At 77.0% G+C, this 15,811-nt stretch carries 16 protein-coding genes; 4 read left to right on the top strand and 12 right to left on the bottom strand.

From position 1 onward, the window contains the following. Nucleotides 1-56: 56 nt before the first annotated feature. The 3 genes from guaB to ACFUMH_RS07055 all read right to left on the bottom strand — a co-directional run bounded on the left by guaB (nucleotide 57) and on the right by ACFUMH_RS07055 (nucleotide 3,749). Entirely contained in the window at nucleotides 57-1,577 is a 1,521-nt protein-coding gene (gene guaB / locus ACFUMH_RS07065; protein WP_378202516.1) for an IMP dehydrogenase, read from the bottom strand. Between the two features lie 132 nt (nucleotides 1,578-1,709). Next, nucleotides 1,710-2,399, bottom strand: coding sequence for a DNA-binding response regulator (locus tag ACFUMH_RS07060; protein WP_378202514.1), 690 nt, complete (start codon nucleotides 2,397-2,399; stop codon nucleotides 1,710-1,712). Between the two features lie 180 nt (nucleotides 2,400-2,579). Next, nucleotides 2,580-3,749 carry a MerR family transcriptional regulator gene (locus ACFUMH_RS07055; RefSeq protein ID WP_378202512.1) on the bottom strand — a complete coding sequence of 390 codons (1,170 nt, stop codon included), beginning with the start codon at nucleotides 3,747-3,749 and terminating at the stop codon, nucleotides 2,580-2,582. A 377-nt stretch (nucleotides 3,750-4,126) separates the two neighbouring features. Here ACFUMH_RS07055 and ACFUMH_RS07050 point away from each other — a divergent pair, with 377 nt between their 5' ends. Further along, entirely contained in the window at nucleotides 4,127-4,423 is a 297-nt protein-coding gene (locus ACFUMH_RS07050; RefSeq protein WP_378202509.1) for a WhiB family transcriptional regulator, read from the top strand. 281 nt (nucleotides 4,424-4,704) lie between these two features. Here the strand turns inward: ACFUMH_RS07050 and groES are convergent, their stop codons facing one another. Further along, nucleotides 4,705-4,998 (bottom strand): co-chaperone GroES, encoded by a 294-nt coding sequence (groES, locus tag ACFUMH_RS07045; RefSeq protein WP_378202507.1) that lies wholly within the window; start codon nucleotides 4,996-4,998, stop codon nucleotides 4,705-4,707. Nucleotides 4,999-5,249: 251 nt separating this feature from the next. Between groES and ACFUMH_RS07040 the strand changes: the two genes are divergently transcribed. Next, complete coding sequence (locus ACFUMH_RS07040) at nucleotides 5,250-6,440, top strand: methyltransferase domain-containing protein (protein WP_378202504.1); 1,191 nt, start codon at nucleotides 5,250-5,252, stop codon at nucleotides 6,438-6,440. Then, nucleotides 6,440-7,588, top strand: a complete 1,149-nt coding sequence (locus tag ACFUMH_RS07035; protein ID WP_378202501.1) for a glutamate--cysteine ligase — start codon at nucleotides 6,440-6,442, stop codon at nucleotides 7,586-7,588. The genes ACFUMH_RS07040 and ACFUMH_RS07035 overlap by 1 nt, the downstream gene beginning before the upstream one ends. Nucleotides 7,589-7,749: 161 nt before the next feature. Here ACFUMH_RS07035 and tsaD read toward each other — a convergent pair whose 3' ends face one another. Continuing rightward, on the bottom strand, nucleotides 7,750-8,790 hold the full coding sequence (gene tsaD / locus ACFUMH_RS07030) for a tRNA (adenosine(37)-N6)-threonylcarbamoyltransferase complex transferase subunit TsaD (RefSeq protein WP_378202498.1): 1,041 nt from the start codon (nucleotides 8,788-8,790) through the stop codon (nucleotides 7,750-7,752). A 125-nt stretch (nucleotides 8,791-8,915) separates the two neighbouring features. On the opposite strand from tsaD, the gene ACFUMH_RS07025 reads away from it, so the two are divergent. Further along, on the top strand, nucleotides 8,916-9,557 hold the full coding sequence (locus tag ACFUMH_RS07025) for a malonic semialdehyde reductase (protein ID WP_378202495.1): 642 nt from the start codon (nucleotides 8,916-8,918) through the stop codon (nucleotides 9,555-9,557). A gap of 38 nt (nucleotides 9,558-9,595) precedes the next feature. Here the strand turns inward: ACFUMH_RS07025 and ACFUMH_RS07020 are convergent, their stop codons facing one another. The 7 genes from ACFUMH_RS07020 to ACFUMH_RS06990 are packed head-to-tail and all read right to left on the bottom strand — an operon-like array spanning nucleotide 9,596 to nucleotide 15,795. After that, nucleotides 9,596-10,525 (bottom strand): sulfurtransferase, encoded by a 930-nt coding sequence (locus ACFUMH_RS07020; protein WP_378202492.1) that lies wholly within the window; start codon nucleotides 10,523-10,525, stop codon nucleotides 9,596-9,598. Between the two features lie 35 nt (nucleotides 10,526-10,560). Continuing rightward, on the bottom strand, nucleotides 10,561-11,049 hold the full coding sequence (gene rimI, locus ACFUMH_RS07015; protein WP_378202489.1) for a ribosomal protein S18-alanine N-acetyltransferase: 489 nt from the start codon (nucleotides 11,047-11,049) through the stop codon (nucleotides 10,561-10,563). Beyond that, nucleotides 11,046-11,735, bottom strand: a complete 690-nt coding sequence (tsaB, locus tag ACFUMH_RS07010; protein WP_378202486.1) for a tRNA (adenosine(37)-N6)-threonylcarbamoyltransferase complex dimerization subunit type 1 TsaB — start codon at nucleotides 11,733-11,735, stop codon at nucleotides 11,046-11,048. The genes rimI and tsaB overlap by 4 nt, the downstream gene beginning before the upstream one ends. After that, nucleotides 11,732-12,283, bottom strand: a complete 552-nt coding sequence (gene tsaE, locus ACFUMH_RS07005; RefSeq protein WP_378202483.1) for a tRNA (adenosine(37)-N6)-threonylcarbamoyltransferase complex ATPase subunit type 1 TsaE — start codon at nucleotides 12,281-12,283, stop codon at nucleotides 11,732-11,734. Before tsaE ends, tsaB begins: the two co-directional genes overlap by 4 nt. Further along, a complete protein-coding gene (alr, locus tag ACFUMH_RS07000) occupies nucleotides 12,280-13,509 on the bottom strand; it encodes an alanine racemase (RefSeq protein WP_378202480.1) in 1,230 nt (409 codons plus the stop codon). Before alr ends, tsaE begins: the two co-directional genes overlap by 4 nt. A gap of 58 nt (nucleotides 13,510-13,567) precedes the next feature. Further along, nucleotides 13,568-14,209, bottom strand: a complete 642-nt coding sequence (locus ACFUMH_RS06995; RefSeq protein WP_378202477.1) for a nucleoside/nucleotide kinase family protein — start codon at nucleotides 14,207-14,209, stop codon at nucleotides 13,568-13,570. After that, nucleotides 14,206-15,795 (bottom strand): bifunctional ADP-dependent NAD(P)H-hydrate dehydratase/NAD(P)H-hydrate epimerase, encoded by a 1,590-nt coding sequence (locus tag ACFUMH_RS06990; RefSeq protein ID WP_378202474.1) that lies wholly within the window; start codon nucleotides 15,793-15,795, stop codon nucleotides 14,206-14,208. Before ACFUMH_RS06990 ends, ACFUMH_RS06995 begins: the two co-directional genes overlap by 4 nt. Between the last annotated feature and the right edge of the window lie 16 nt (nucleotides 15,796-15,811).

The following is a 15,811-nucleotide window of genomic DNA, read 5'->3' as shown; positions in this document are numbered from 1 at the left end:
CGGGCGGGTGCCCGGCGGGCCGGCGGCGCGGGCCGGCGGGTGGTGCCTCCGACGCGTCAGCGGCCCGTGTAGTTCGGCGCCTCGACGGTCATCTGGATGTCGTGCGGGTGGGACTCCTTGAGCCCTGCGGGCGTGATGCGGATGAACTTCCCGCGCTCCTGCAGCTGCGGCACCGTGTGCGCGCCGACGTAGAACATCGACTGGTGCAGCCCGCCGACGAGCTGGTGCGCGACCGCGGACAGGGGTCCCCGGTACGGCACCTGCCCCTCGATGCCCTCGGGCACGATCTTCTCGTCCGTCGTCACGTCGGCCTGGAAGTAGCGGTCCTTGGAGTAGGAGACGCGCCCGCGGGACGCCATCGCGCCGAGCGAGCCCATGCCGCGGTAGTGCTTGTACTGCTTGCCGTTGACGAACACGAGGTCGCCGGGCGACTCGTCGCAGCCCGCGAGCAGCGAGCCGAGCATGACGGTGTCCGCGCCGGCGACGAGCGCCTTGGCGATGTCGCCCGAGTACTGCAGGCCGCCGTCGCCGATGACCGGCACGCCCGCGGGGCGGCACACCTGCGCCGCGTCGTGGATCGCCGTCACCTGCGGGACGCCCACGCCGGCGACGACGCGCGTGGTGCAGATCGAGCCGGGGCCGACGCCGACCTTGACGGCGTCCGCACCCGCGTCGACGAGCGCCTGGGCGCCCTCGCGGGTCGCCACGTTGCCGCCGATCACCTGCACGTGCGCCGTGCCGGGGTCCGCCTTCAGGCGGCGCACCATCTCGAGCATGAGCCGGGCGTGCCCGTTGGCCGTGTCGACGACCAGCACGTCGACGCCCGCCTCGACGAGCGCGGTCGCCCGCTCCCAGGCGTCGCCGAAGAACCCGATCGCGGCGCCGACGACGAGGCGGCCGTCGGCGTCCTTGGTGGCGTACGGGTACTGCTCGGACTTCACGAAGTCCTTGACCGTGATGAGGCCCGCGAGCTTGCCCGCCGGGTCCACCAGCGGGAGCTTCTCGACCTTGTGCTTGGCGAGCAGCGCCGCGGCGTCGTCGCGGGCGATGCCCACGGGCGCGGTCACCAGCGGCATCGACGTCATGACGTCGCGGACGCGCCGCGTCTCGAACTCGCCGGCCGGCACGAACCGCAGGTCGCGGTTGGTGATGATGCCGAGCAGCCGCTCCTGGTCGTCGACCACGGGCAGGCCCGACACGCGGTAGGTGCCGCACAGCCGGTCCAGCTCGGCGAGCGTCGCGTCGGGCGAGACCGTCACCGGGTCGGTGATCATGCCCGACTCGCTGCGCTTCACGCGGTCGACGTGGTGGGCCTGGTCCGCGATGGACAGGTTGCGGTGCACGATGCCGACACCGCCCTGCCGCGCCATGGCGATCGCCATGCGCGCCTCGGTCACGGTGTCCATCGCCGCGGAGACCAGCGGCACGCGGACCGAGATCTCGCGCGTGAGCCGCGAGGTCGTGTCGACCTCGCTGGGGATCACGTCCGTCTCTCCGGGGAGGAGGAGGACGTCGTCGTAGGTGAGCCCGATGCGGGCGAACGGGTCGGCCGGGGCGCCGGGTGCCAGCTCCGTCATCGGGCCAGGATACGGCCCCGCGGGGGTCGTCCGGACCCCGGACGCCGAACCCGTGACGCACACGGACCGGCACGGACGAGGTCCGTGCCGGTCCGTGGGACGGGCTGCCGCGCGCGGCGGCGTCCGTGCAGGTCAGTCGATGATGCCGCGGCGCAGGCCGATGGCGACCGCCTGGGCGCGGTCGGACGCGCCGAGCTTGCGGAACAGGCGCCGCGCGTGCGTCTTCACCGTGTCCTCGGACAGGAACAGCTCCTGGCCGATCTGCGCGTTGGAGCGCCCGTGGCTCATGCCGACGAGCACCTCGATCTCCCGCTTGGTCAGCACGGGCGCACCCTCGACCGCGCGCGGGCCGACGGGGGCCTCGACACGGGCGGCGTGCGCCTCCTGCAGCGGGGGCACCGCGTGCGGCCCGGCGCCCGCACCGGCGCCGACGGGCGCGGGGGCACCGGTCGGGGCGGGGCTGGCCTGGACGTGCGCGGCGACGGCCGCGAGCTCGGCGCGGCCGACGTCGGGCGCGAGGAAGCCGCGGGCGCCGAGGGCGAGCGCACGGTCGAGCGCCTCCCCGTCCTCCGGGCCGGCGAGCAGCACGACCGCCGCGGCGGGCGCGACGGCGCGCAGGCGACGGATCGCCTCGGCCGGCCCCGCACCCGGCAGGTGCGCGTCGAGCAGGACCACCGTGGGGGCGATCCGCCGGGCGAGCGCGACGAGCTCGTCGGCCGTGGCCGCCGCCCGCACCGGCGCGAGGGACGGCACCCCGATCGACGTCACGACGAGCCGTTCCCTGACGGTCGCCGAGCCGTGGCACACCACGACTCCTGCCATGTGGATCCTCCTCGCGCGGGCCGGTCACCCTCACGGCGTATCGGCGTCAACGGTGCGTCACGTTAGCCCTGGACGGACCCGGTGGAACGGTCGCCGCACCGTTTCCTCCCGCTTGGCGCTCCGCGCGTGAAATGCGATCACGCGTTCGGGTGCGTCGACGTTACTGGACGGTCACCCTGGTCACAGCGATGACGACTCGCCGACCGCCGCGAGCGCCTCGTGCAGCAGCCCCACGAACGTGCGCGCCCGGTGCACGGAGCGGTCGAGCGGCACCCGGTCCGCGGCGGCGTCGCCCACCATCACGTACTGCGGCAGGTCGGGACGCTCCTGCGCGAGCCGTGCCACGACGGAGAGGTCGGGCGCCGTGCGCTCGGACACCGTGACGACCGCGCGGGCACGCGTCATGACCGCCAGCTCGCCCGCGTGCCGGGTCGAGACCGGCCCGCCCACGAGCCGGGCGTCGACGCCGCCGCCGACGAGGGCCGCCGCGAGCGCGTGCACGACGAGCGGCCGCGCCTCCCCCGGCGCGGGCAGCACGAGCACGACGGGCGCGCCGGGCAGCGGCTCCTGCGCCGTGTGCGCGCGCAGCGCGCCGAGCGCAGCCGCCGCGAGGGTCGCGTACGCGTCGACACCGGGACGCTCGACGACCGTCCGCTGGGCCAGGGCGCGCAGGGCCGGCTCGACGAGGCCGGTCCACCAGCCCGCGACGCCGTCGGGCGCCGCGACCGTGAGCAGGCCGGCGCAGCGGTCGGCCCGCCCGGCGAGCGCCGCGTCGACGACGGCGACGACGGCCGCGGCCGTGCTGGGCGTGGTGCCGGTGCGCGGCTCGACGGGCGTGCGGGGCGCACCGGCGTCGGCCTCGGCGCGGTCGTCGAGGGCGTGCGCGACGGCGTCCTCGGCCGGCGACGACGTCCCGCCCGGCAGCCGGCCCGTGACGTCGGTGCTGGTGCGGGACGCCGGTGCGGCGGGCTCCGCCGCCGAGGTCAGCGCCAGGCGCGCCGCCTCGCCGGGCGCGACGCCCTCGAGCGTGAGCCGGCGCATGACGAGGAGTCGCTCGAGGTCGCGCGCGGTGTACCGGCGGTGCGCCCCGGCGGAGTGCTCGGAGGGGCCCAGCCCGTAGCGGCGGTCCCACGTGCGCAGGGTGGCGGGCGCGACCCCGAGCCGGCGCGCCACGGCGGCGACCGTGAGGGGCGCCGTGCCGGTCGCCGTCGTGTCGACGTCGACGTCGGCGTCGGGCGTGCCGACGTCCGCCGCGGCAGACGCCGCCGTGGCCCGTGCCGCCTCGGAACGCGGGGCGTCCGAGGTCGCCGACGACGGGTCGCCCGTCATCGGGTCCAGCGGCTCGGCCATGGCGCGATTCTGCCAGTCGGCGGCGCGGTCCGGGCATGGTCGGGGCGATCGCGTCACGTGGTGCGGCGTTGGCGCGGTTCGCGACCGGAACCGCGTCACACCATCGAAACGCATCGACCCTGCGTGCATACGCATGTCTACCTGGGGAAACACCGCGAGCCGATCCGTCGCACGCTGTCGGGCGCGCGTCCAGATCGTTGCAGCCGATCGATTCAGAAGAGGGTCTTGAACAACTTCTGAAGCGGTTGTACGGTTGCGGCACAACGCAGGAACGCGCCAGCGGCTCCGGGACCTCGGTCCTCCGCCGCGGCACGACACCCAGCAGCTTCCGTCCGGGTGGCACACCACCGGGACGACGTTCGTACGAGGAGGAGCACATGGCCGAGATCTCGCGTCTGCCCGGACCGGTGATGGACCTGTGGGAGTGGCAGTTCGACGGCGCGTGCCGCGACGCCGACCAGGACCTCTTCTTCCACCCGGAGGGCGAGCGCGGCTCGGCCCGCCGCCGGCGCGCGGAGGCCGCCAAGGCCATCTGCGCCACGTGCCCCGTCATCAACGAGTGCCGCGAGCAGTCGCTGGCCGTGCGCGAGCCGTACGGCGTGTGGGGCGGCCTCTCCGAGGACGAGCGCGCCGCCGTCCTCGCCGAGCGCGCCGGCCGCCGCGTCACCGCCTGACCCGCACGACCCGCCGGCACCGCCTGACGGCACCGCCCGCCCGCACCACCTGACCGCCCCGGAGCGGGCGTCGCTCGACGAGGAGCGACGTCCGCTCCGGGGCGGACGTGCGTCCGCACCCGGCACGCCGCTCGTCACGGCCGGTCCGTCGCCGCGGTCACCGCGCACCACCCTGTCACCGCGCACCACCCTCGGGGTCGGCACGCACGAGAGCCCCCTCCCGCGGACGGGAGGGGGCTCTCGTGGTCACCGGGCTGGCGCCCGGCAGGCTCGTCGCCGGGTCAGCCGACGATCGCGAGCACGTCGCGCGCCGAGAGGATGAGGAACTCCTCGCCGGCGTACTTGACCTCGGTGCCGCCGTACTTCGAGTAGATGACCTTGTCGCCGACGGCCACGTCGAGCGGCACGCGGTTGCCCTTGTCGTCGATGCGACCCGGGCCCACCGCCAGGACCTCGCCCTCCTGGGGCTTCTCCTTGGCGCTGTCCGGGATCACGAGACCCGACGCGGTCGTCGTCTCGGCCTCGAGGGTCTTGACGACGATGCGGTCCTCGAGGGGCTTGATGGAGACCGACACAGGCGGACCTCCCCTTCGCATGAGTTGTTCGTGAGCGAATGTCTGCGCCGTACCGTCGGGCCGCCGTCGTCGCGGGTGCCGGGGCCACTGGCACGGTTGGCACACTCACAGGGAGAGTGCCAGTTCCTCACTCTAGGAACGCGTTAGCACTCGGTCAACCGGAGTGCCAGCGTGGCGTGCGGCGGGAGTGCTCGCCGCGCTCCCCGGACCGCCGTCCCGCCGCCCGCGCCGCGGCGTGGCAGGCTGGGCGCGTGGACGACGCCGCGCTGGCCAAGCTCCTGCACCCGGAGGGGTGGGCGCTGCTGCAGGCGCTGCCGCCCTACGACGAGCGCCTGGCCCTGCCGCTCGCCGAGCGGCTGCAGCGGGAGGGGCTGGACGCCGGTCTCGTCGCGGCCGCGCTCACGCAGTCGCGGCTGCGCGCGAAGGCCCGCGGCAAGCTCGGCGACTTCGCCGACGGCATGCTCTTCACGCAGGCGGGCCTCGAGCAGGCGACGCGGCTCGAGGTCGCCGCGCACCACGCCCGGCGGTTCCGCGACGCGGGCTGCACGTACGTCGCGGACCTCACCTGCGGGCTCGGCGCGGACGCCCTGGCCCTCGCCGGCGTCGGCCTGCGCGTCCTGGCCACGGACGTCGACGAGACGACCGCGGCCCTCGCGACCGTGAACCTGCGCGCGTTCCCGGAGGTGCAGGTGCGCCACGGCGACGGCCTCGCGCTCGACCTGGCCGCCGAGGGCGTCGACGGGGTGTGGGCCGACCCCGCGCGGCGCACCGGCACCGGCCGGCGCGTGTTCGACCCGCGCGCGTACGCGCCCCCGCTCGACGACGTCCTCGCCGCCCGCGGCACCGTGCCGGCGCTCGGGCTCAAGCTGGGGCCCGGCATCGCGCACCGTGACCTGCCGGTCGACGCGGAGGCCCAGTGGGTCTCGGTGGACGGCGAGGTCGTCGAGGTGGGCCTGTGGTTCGGCCCGCTCGCGCCCGACGGCCCCGGGCGCACGGCCCTCGTGCTGCGCGGCGGCACGCCGCACACGCTGCGCGGCGACCCCGACGGCGTGGACGACGCACCCCCGGTCGGGCGCGTCGGCGCCTACCTGTACGAGCCCGACGGCGCCGTGATCCGCGCCGGGCTGGTCGGCACGGTCGCCCAGCGGGTGCGCGGACGCCTCGTCGACCCCACCATCGCCTACGTGACCGCCGACGCCCTCACCCCGGACCCGCTCGCCACGGCGTACCGCGTCCTCGACGACCTGCCGTTCGGCCTCAAGCGCCTGCGCACGTACCTGCGCGAGCGGGAGGTGGGCCGGCTGACCATCAAGAAGCGCGGCACGGCCGTGGTGCCGGAGACGCTGCGCAAGCAGCTCGACCTGCGCGGCGGCGCCGAGGGGACGGTCGTGCTGACGCGCGTCGCCGGGCAGCAGCGCGTGCTCGTGGTGGAGCCGGTCTGATGGCGGCGCCCGTCACGCTGCCGTTCGCGCTGTCCGAGCGGTCGACCGTCGGCATCGAGTGGGAGGTCGCGCTCGTCGACGTCGACTCGGGCGACCTGCGGCAGGCCGCGCAGGCGATCTTCGAGGCCGTGCGCCCCGCCGACGGCACGGACCACCCGCACATCACGTCCGAGCTGCTGATGAACACGGTCGAGGTCTCGTCGGGCAAGTGCCGCACGGTCGGGGAGGCCGGCGCGGACCTGCGGCGGGCCCTGGACGAGGTCGGGGCCGCGGCCGAGCCGCTGCGCATCGAGGTCATGGGCGGCGGCACGCATCCGTTCGCGAACTGGGCGACGCAGCGCGTCACCGACAAGGAGCGGTACGCGACGCTCATCGACCGGACGCAGTGGTGGGGCCGGCAGATGCTCATCTACGGCGTGCACGTGCACGTCGGCATCGAGGACCGTGCGAAGGTCCTGCCGCTGCAGCGCGCGATGCTCACCGTGCTGCCGCACATCCAGTCACTGTCGGCGTCGTCGCCGTTCTGGGCGGGCAAGGACACCGGGTACGCGTCCAACCGGGCGCTGCTCTTCCAGCAGCTGCCCACCGCGGGGCTCCCGCCCCAGCTGCGCGCCTGGGACGAGCTCGAGCAGTACGTCGGCGACATGATGCACACCGGGGTGATCGACCAGGTCGACGAGGTCCGCTGGGACGTCCGCCCGTCCCCGCGCTTCGGCACGCTGGAGATGCGCATCGCCGACGGCGCCACCAACCTGCTCGAGGTCACGGCGATCTCGGCGCTGACGCACTGCTTCGTCGAGCACTTCTCGTCGCTGCTCGACGCCGGCCAGGAGCTGCCGGCCATGCCGCCGTGGTTCGTGCAGGAGAACAAGTGGCGCTCGGCGCGCTACGGCATGGACGCGATCGTCATCACCGACGCGGCGGGCGACGAGGAGCTCGTCACCGACTCCGTCGGCGGGTGGCTGACCACGCTCGCGCCGGTCGCGGAGCGGCTGGGCTGCGCCGAGGAGCTCGAGCAGGTGCGCGTGATCCTGCGCCGCGGGGCGTCGTACCAGCGGCAGCGCGCGGTCGCGCGGCGGCACGCGGGCGAGCTGGAGCCGGTCGTGCGCTCGCTCCTCGCCGAGATGCGCGCGGGCCGCCCGGTCTGACCCGCGGACGGGTGGTCCATCCACACCGCTCCTCACCACCACTGCGGTAGATGCGTCACGAGTGCGGTGGTTGCACCACCCGCGGTCGTGACGCATCCACCGCGCTCGACGAGGTATGGGTACGGGCGCGTCCTGGAGGTCAGCCGGCCGGGTCGGAGGCCTCAGACGAGCACCTGGGTCAGCGGCATCGTCGAGTCGACCGGCAGGTCCAGCGGGGACGCCGGCATGCCGCGGCGCACGACGGCCGAGCCCAGCGCGGCGATCATCGCGCCGTTGTCGGTGCAGTACCGGATCGGCGGGATGCGCAGCGTGATGCCGGCCTCGGCGCACCGCTGCGCGGCCATGTCGCGCAGCTGGGAGTTCGCGGAGAAGCCGCCGCCGACGACGAGCGTGTCGACGCCCTCGCGGCGGCACGCGGCGATGGTCTTGGCGGTGAGGACGTCCGCGACGGCGGCCGCGAACGAGGCGGCGACGTCGGGCAGCGGGACGTCCTCGCCGGCGTCCTGCCGGGCCTCGACCCACCGCGCCACGGCTGTCTTCAGCCCGGAGAAGGAGAAGTCGGTCGCGTGCTTCGCCTGGTCCTTGGGCGCGGTCAGGCCGCGCGGGAAGCGGATCGCCTCCGGGTCGCCCTCGCGGGCGAGGCGGTCGATGTGCGGGCCGCCCGGGTACGGCAGCCCGAGCAGGCGGCCGACCTTGTCGAACGCCTCCCCCGCGGCGTCGTCGAGCGTCGAGCCGAGCTCCGCGACGTGCACGGTGTCGTCGATGCGGAGCAGCGACGAGTGCCCGCCCGAGACGACGAGGGCGAGCACGCGCTCGGGGAACGCGCCGTCGACGAGCTCGTCGACGACCGCGTGCCCGATGACGTGGTTGACGCCGTAGAGGGGCTTGTCCAGGCCGACCGCGAGCGCCTTCGCGGCGGCCGCGCCGATCGTCAGCGGGCCGACGAGCCCGGGCCCGGCGGTGACCGCGACGGCGTCCACGTCGGCGAGGGTCACGCCCGCGGTCGACAGCGCCCGCTCGATCGTCGGCACCATCGCCTCGAGGTGCGCGCGCGAGGCGATCTCGGGGATGATCCCGCCGAACCGCGCGTGCTCGTCGACCGAGCTGGCGACGGCGTCGACCAGCAGGTCGTACCCGCGCACGAGGGCGACGCCGGTCTCGTCGCAGGACGTCTCGATCCCGAGGACGAGGGGCTCGCTCACGCGCACCAGGATAGGCGCCCGCGGGCGGCGTCCCGCACGCGCGGGCGGCACGTGCGTGGGCCGGCGTGAGGAGCCTCACGCCGCACGCCGACATCGATGCGAACGCATCGATGGTTGTGCGGACCATGACCAGCACCGATCTCGTCGACGACCTCACCGCCCTCGACCCCGACCGCTCGGGGATCGACGACCACGTCGCCGACCGGCTGTTCCGCGACGCCCGCAGCGTCGGGCGCTTCCTCGACCGCGACGTCCCCGACGCGCTCGTCCGCGAGGTCCACGACGTCGTCCGCTGGGGCCCGACGGCCCTCAACACCGTGCCGCTGCGCCTGCTCCTCGTGCGCAGCCCCGAGGCGCGCACCCGCCTCGCGGCGCACATGTCCGAGGGCAACCGCGAGCGCGTCCTCGCCGCGCCGCTGACGGTCGTGGTCGCGGCCGACCCGGCGTTCCACCGCCACATGGGGCGCCTGACGCCGCACGCCGCGCACCTCGCCGACGTCTTCGCGGCCGACCCCGAGGGCAGCGAGCGCACAGCCCGCGAGAACGCCTGGCTGCAGGCCGGCTACCTCGTCGTCGGCCTGCGCGCCGCGGGCCTCGGCGTCGGGCCGATGGGTGGCTTCGACAAGGCCGGCGTCGACGACGACCTGCTCGCCGGCACCGGGTGGCGCAGCCTCATGGTGCTCAACGTCGGCTGGCCCGAGGGCGAGGGCACCCACCACGCCCGCGCCCCGCGGCTGGAGTGGGACGAGGTCGCGCGGACGGCCTGAGCCGCACGGCGGTCGTCCCCCGCCCCGTCAGCACCCGCTCAGCGCCCGACGGCCACCGGCCGGTCCGGGTCGTGCGCCCACTGCGACCACGACCCCGGGTACAGCACGGCGTCGACGCCCAGCGTCGCCAGCGCGGCGACGTCGTGCGCGGCCGTGACGCCCGACCCGCAGTACACGCCGACGCCCGGCCGGGCGCCCGCCGCGTCCCGGTCGGCACCCGCGCCGGGACCGTCCGCCACCGGCACGCCGAGCGCCGCGAACCGGGCCGCGAGCGCGTGCGTCGGCAGGAACCGCCCGTCGGGTCCGAGGTTCCCCGCGGTCGGCGCGCTCACCGCACCGGGCACGTGCCCGGCGCGCGGGTCGACGGGCTCCACCTCGCCCGCGTAGCGCTCGGCGGCGCGGGCGTCGAGCAGCACGCCGGCGTCCGCGAGCGCCGCGGCACCGTCGGCGTCGACCGTCGGCAGCCGGTCGCCCGCGAGCACGACGTCGCCCGGCTCCGGCACGACGTCCCCCGCCTCCACCGCGTGCCCGGCCGCGGCCCACGCCGCCAGCCCACCGTCGAGAATGCGGACGTCGCGCACGCCCGCCCACCGCAGCAGCCACCACGCGCGGGCCGCCGACGTGCCGCCGACAGCGTCGTACGCCACCACGGCCTGCCCCTCGCGGAGTCCCCACCGCCGCGCCGCCTGCTCGAGGTCGGCCACCGCCGGCAGCGGGTGCCGGCCGGCCGCGGGGCTCGGCGGCGCGGCGAGCTCGGTGTCGAGGTCGACGTAGACCGCGCCGGGCACGTGCGCCGCGAGGTGCTGCTCGCGCCCGTCGGTGCGGCCCAGCGCCCACCGCACGTCGAGGACCGCGGGCGGGTCGTCGTCGGCCAGCAGCGCGGCCAGCTCGTCGACGTCGACGAGGACGGCGCGGCGCAGCGCGTCCGCGTCGTCCGGCGTGCGGGCGGGGGTCGGGGCGTCGGTCATCGCGTCCTCCTCGTCGGGTGCGGCAGCGCCGCGGCTCAGGGCGCGCGCAGGTCCCGGCGCATCGTCCAGGCGTCGGCGTTCTCGGGCTGGTAGTACCCGCGGCGCCGGCCGAGCCGCGTGAAGCCCAGGCTCTCGTACAGGTGGATCGCCGGGTCGTTGTCGACCCGGACCTCGAGGAGCGCCGCCTCCGCGCCGGTCGCGCGGGCGGCGTCGAGCAGGTGGACGAGCATCGTCCGGGCGATGCCGCGGCCCTGGTGGGCGGCGTCCGTGCCGACCGTCATGACCTGGACGTCGTACCCGTCGAACCACGTGCCCGCGTACCCGACGAGCCGGCCGTCGGGCAGCACGGCGCCGACGTACGTGCGCCCGGGCCCCCGGAGCTCCTCGCGCAGCGACTCGCGGGACCATGCCCCCGCCCCGAACAGCTCGCCCTCCAGGCGGACGAGGTCGGGCAGGTCGTCGACGGTGAGAGGCCGCACCGTGACGGCGCCGCCCGCCGCCGCCTCCGGCACGGCCTCCGTCACGTCAGGACCCGCTTGCGCGCCGTCGGGGGCTGCGCGTCAGGGCGGCGCAGGTAGAGCGGCTCGGCCGGCAGGTCCTGCCCGGCCGCCGCCCGCTGCTGCGCGAGACGGACGAGGTGGAACGGGCTCGGTGCGCGTTCCCACGGCATCTCCGGCGCGGACCGCGCGTCCGGGGCGCCGAACACGTCGGGATACAGGTCCCGGCCCGCGCCGAGCACGACCTCGCCGTCCGCGCGCGGCACGTCCCCGGGCGCCGCGACGTCCGGACCGCCGACCGGCACGGCCGTCCCGCCGCGCACCTCGTAGCGCGCCCAGTAGACCTCGCGGCGGCGCGCGTCCGTGACGACGAGCACCGGGGTGCCCTCGTCGAGCCGCCGCTGCGCCGCAGCCGCCGCGAGCGCGTCCAGGCTCGGCACGCCGAGCACGGGCACCCCGAGCGCGAGCCCGAGGACGCGCGCGGTCACCAGCCCGACCCGCAGGCCCGTGAACGGCGCCGGTCCCGTGCCGACGACGACCGCCTCCAGGTCCCCCGGGCCGACACCCTGGCGCTCCAGCAGCTCGCGGACGAACGGGGCGAGCTGCTCGACGTGGCGGCGCGGTGTGTCCTCCGAGAGCGCTTCCCCGGTCCCGTCGGGCCGCACGAGCGCGACCGCGACCTCCCCCGACGTGTCGATGCCCAACCAGGTCACGCGTCCTCCTCCGTCGTCACCGGCGCGCCCGGCAGCGCGACCCCGCGCCAGCGCTCCCCCACGGCGTGCACGGTGAGCACGCGCTCGCCCGCCGCCGCGTCCTGCACGTCGTCGTCCGCACCGAGCCCGCCGTGCGGCCGCTCCAGGCGCACCTCCAGCCGGTCCTCGGCGAGCGGCTCGACCCAGCCCTCGCCCCACTCGACCACGGTGACGGCCTCGTCGAGGCTCGCGTCGAGGTCGAGCGCCTCCACCTCGTCGAACGAGCCCAACCGGTACGCGTCCACGTGCACGAGCGCGGGCCCGCGCGACCCGTCCGGGCGCGGCAGCGGCGGGTGCTCGCGCGCGATGACGAACGTCGGCGACGCGACCTGCCCGCGCACGTGCAGCCCCGCACCGAGCCCCTGGGTGAGCGTCGTCTTGCCGGCGCCGAGGTCGCCGGAGAGCACGACGAGGTCGCCGGCGCGCAGCACGCCCGCGAGCGCGCGCCCCCAGGCACGGGTCGTGGCGGCGTCGGGCAGGCGGACGACGTGGTCGGGCGCGGTGGTCACGCGACTCCTCCGGGGACGGCGGCGGGCGGGTGGGCGGCGTGCGCGACGGCGCCGAGGTCGTCCCCGGCCGGCCGGTCGCTCTCGACGTAGGTGCGCGGCACGCGACCGCCGACGCGCGTGACGATCTCGTAGGAGATCGTGCCCGCCGCGTCGGCCCAGTCCTGCGCGGTCGGCTCGCCGCCCGTGCCCGGCCCGAACAGGACGACGCGGTCCCCGGCGGCGTCGTGCGCGCCGGGGCCGAGGTCGACGACGACCTGGTCCATGCAGACGCGTCCCGCGACGCCGAGCCGCCGGCCGCCGACCTGCAGCGGGCCGCCGGGCCGGTCCTGCGTGCCCGACGCGTGGCGCGGCACGCCGTCGCCGTAGCCCACCGGCACGACGCCGAGCACGGTGTCCCGCGGGACGACGTACCGGTGCCCGTACGACACGCCCGCGCCGGCGGGGACCGGCTTGACCGTCGCGAGCTCGGCCTCGAAGGTCATCGCCGGCACCAGGCCGTACGCGTCGGGCCCGGCCACCTGCGGCACGGGCGACAGGCCGTAGACGGCGATGCCCGGGCGCACGAGGTCCCAGTGCAGCGCGGGGTCGGTGAGGGTCGCGGCGGCGTTGGCGAGGTGCCGGACCTCGAGCCGCACCCCGGCGCGCTCGACGGCACCGACGGCCTGCGCGAACGCGTCGGCCTGCGCCCGCACCGTCGGGTGGCCCGGCTCGTCCGCGAGCGCGAGGTGCGAGAACACGCCGACGACGTCGACGACGCCCTCCGCCTCGAGCGCCCGCGCCGCGGCGAGCACGTCAGGCAGCTGCCCCGGGACGAGTCCGTTGCGGCTCAGCCCCGTGTCGACCTTGAGGTGCACGCGGGCGGTGCGCCCGGCGGCGCGCGCCGCGGCCGCGACCTCGTCCAGCGCCCACGGCGCCGCGACGCCCAGGTCGACGTCCGCCTCGACGGCCTCGCGCAGCGGCGCGCCCGGTGCGTACAGCCAGGCCAGCACGCGCGCGCCGGTGACCCCGGCGCGGCGCAGGTGCAGCGCCTCGGTGACCTGCGCGGTGCCGAGCCAGGTGGCGCCGCCCTCGAGCGCGGCGAGCGCGACGGGCACGAGCCCGTGCCCGTAGGCGTCCGCCTTGACCACGGCCATGACCTGCGCGGTGGGGGCGTGCGCGGCGAGCGAGCGGACGTTGCCGCGCACCGCGCCGAGGTCGACGACCACGCGTGCCGGGAAGTCGTTCACGGGCCCCAGTCTCTCACCGCGGCGCGGGCGGGCCGGCGTACCGCGGCACCGGTGACCCTCATCCCAGCAGCTCGGGCGGCACGACGAGGTCGGCACGGGCGGCGCCGTCGGCGACCAGCCGCGCGTTCGCCTCGTCTGGCCCGGTCGACCACGCGCGCGCCGCCTCCGGCGACTTGCCGAACCGCTCGTGCCGCGCGACGAGGCGGCGCAGGCGCTCGTCGTGGTCCGGCGCGAGGAACCACGACTCGTCGAGGAGGGCGGCCACCGGCCCGAAGCCGTGCGCGTCGAGCAGCAGGTAGTTGCCCTCGACGACGACGAGCGGCACGTCCGCCGGCACCGCGACGGCACCGGTGACGCCGTGCCGCAGGTCGCGCCGGTACTCCGGCGCCCACACGGTGCGACCGGGCTCGGGTGCGCGCAGCCGCCGCAGCAGGGCGACCCAGCCGTCGGCGTCGAACGTGTCGGGCGCCCCCTTGCGGTCCGACCGGCCGAGGCGCTCGAGCGTGGTCTGCGCGAGGTGGAAGCCGTCCATCGGGACGACGACGCACCGGTCCGCGTAGACCGCGGCGACCTGCGCGGACAGCGTCGACTTCCCCGCGCCGGGCGGACCGGCGAGCCCGAGCAGCCGGCGTCCGCCGCGGGCGAGCAGCGCGTCGACCCGGGCGACGAGCGCCGGGTGCAGCGGGGTCGCGTCCGTCACGCGTCCACCAGCGCGCGCACGACCGCCGGCACGGCCCGGGCCACGTCGGACGCCGCGACGGGGCCGCCCGGGTTCGCCTCGTGGGCGGCGCGCCCGTGCACGAGCGCGGCGAGGGCCGCGAGCGCCGCCGGCAGCGTCGGGTCGGCCGGGACGTCGGCCGCGCGACCCGCGAGCGCGGCGCCCAGGACGCCGCCGAGCACGTCGCCGGCCCCCGCGGTCGCGAGCCACGCGGGCGCGTCGGCCTGCGCGTACACGGTGCCGTGCGGCCCGACGACGACGGTGACGCCGCCCTTGAGCAGGACGGTCGCGCCGGTGAGCTCGTGCGCGCGGCGGGCGTGCGCGAGCGGCGCCGCCTCGACGTCGGTGCGGTCGACGTCGTCGCCCCGTGCGCGCAGCAGCGTCGCGAGCTCCCCGGCGTGCGGCGTCAGCACGACGTGCGGGGGCACGCGCTCCGGCAGCAGGTCGAGCGCGCCCGCGTCGACGACGGCGGGCTCGCCGTGCTCCACCGCGTGCGCGAGGGCCGTGCGGACGCGGTCGCGCTGCGCGTCGTCGTCGGGCGCGACGCCGGAGCCCAGCACCCACGCCTGCACGCGTCCCTCCCCCACGACGACCTCGGGGTGCGCCGTGAGCACCTGCGGCCCCGCGTCGCCGACGTACCGCACCATGCCGACGCCCGCGCCCAGCGCGCCGGACACGGACAGCACCGCCGCACCGGGGTACGCCGCCGACCCCGCCACGACGCCGAGCACGCCGCGCGAGTACTTCTGCGCGGTCCCGCCCGGCACGGGCCACAGGTCGGCCGCGTCGGAGGTCTCCAGCCGCGCGACCGCGGGACGCGCGGGCAGGGTGAGCCCGATGTCCACGGTCTCGACCGCACCCGCGGTGGCCGCCGCGGGTGGCAGCAGCAGGCCGGGCTTGGCCGCGCCGAACGTCACGGTGAGGTCGGCGTGCACGACGGCGCCCGCGGCGGTGCCGTCCGCGACGCCGATGCCCGACGGCACGTCCACGGCCACGACGAGCGGCCGGCCCGCCGCGGACCGCACGTCCGCGAGCGCCGCCACGAGCGCGCCCCCGACCCCGCGCACGCCGCCGCCGCGCGCCCCGATGCCGAGCAGCCCGTCCAGCACCACGTCCGCCGACGCGAGCAGCGCGGTGACGTCGGGCGGGACCGGGGGCTCGCCCGACGCACGCTCGGGTACGACGTCGTCGGGCGCGGCGGCGTCGGGCGCGGCGTCAGCCGGCACGGCGTCGGCCGGGGCGGGGTCGTCGACGCGCACCACGCGCCCGTGCGCCGCCTCCAGAGCCGCGAGACCGCCCGCGTGCACCCGTGGCGCGGCCAGCAGCGCCGTGACGCGCACGCCCCGGCGCGCCAGCCGCGCGCCGGCGTGCAGGGCGTCGCCGCCGTTGTTGCCGGCGCCGACGAGCAGCACGACGTGCGCCCCGGCGACCCGCCCCCGCGCGGCCCGCAGCACGTGCGCCGTCCGCACCGCGAGCGCGAACGCGGCCCGGTCCATGAGCGGCGCTCCGGCCGCGAGCAGCGGCTCCTCGGCCGCGCGGACGTCGTCGGGGTCGTGGGCGAGCAGCACCCGACCATCCTGGCGC

Source organism: Cellulomonas sp. NPDC057328 (genome assembly GCF_042667215.1).
Lineage (GTDB): Bacteria > Actinomycetota > Actinomycetes > Actinomycetales > Cellulomonadaceae > Cellulomonas.
The sequence above is the reverse complement of the archived record's forward strand: the minus strand, read 5'-3'. Positions and strand labels throughout refer to the sequence as shown.

Excerpts from the sequence above, each read along its gene's own strand:
- guaB (WP_378202516.1), bottom strand. The coding sequence starts at position 1,577 with ATGACGGAGCTGGCACCCGGCGCCCCGGCCGACCCGTTCGCCCGCATC.
- ACFUMH_RS07060 (WP_378202514.1), bottom strand. The coding sequence starts at position 2,399 with ATGGCAGGAGTCGTGGTGTGCCACGGCTCGGCGACCGTCAGGGAACGG.
- ACFUMH_RS07055 (WP_378202512.1), bottom strand. The coding sequence starts at position 3,749 with ATGGCCGAGCCGCTGGACCCGATGACGGGCGACCCGTCGTCGGCGACC.
- ACFUMH_RS07050 (WP_378202509.1), top strand. The coding sequence starts at position 4,127 with ATGGCCGAGATCTCGCGTCTGCCCGGACCGGTGATGGACCTGTGGGAG.
- ACFUMH_RS07035 (WP_378202501.1), top strand. The coding sequence starts at position 6,440 with ATGGCGGCGCCCGTCACGCTGCCGTTCGCGCTGTCCGAGCGGTCGACC.
- ACFUMH_RS07025 (WP_378202495.1), top strand. The coding sequence starts at position 8,916 with ATGACCAGCACCGATCTCGTCGACGACCTCACCGCCCTCGACCCCGAC.
- ACFUMH_RS07020 (WP_378202492.1), bottom strand. The coding sequence starts at position 10,525 with ATGACCGACGCCCCGACCCCCGCCCGCACGCCGGACGACGCGGACGCG.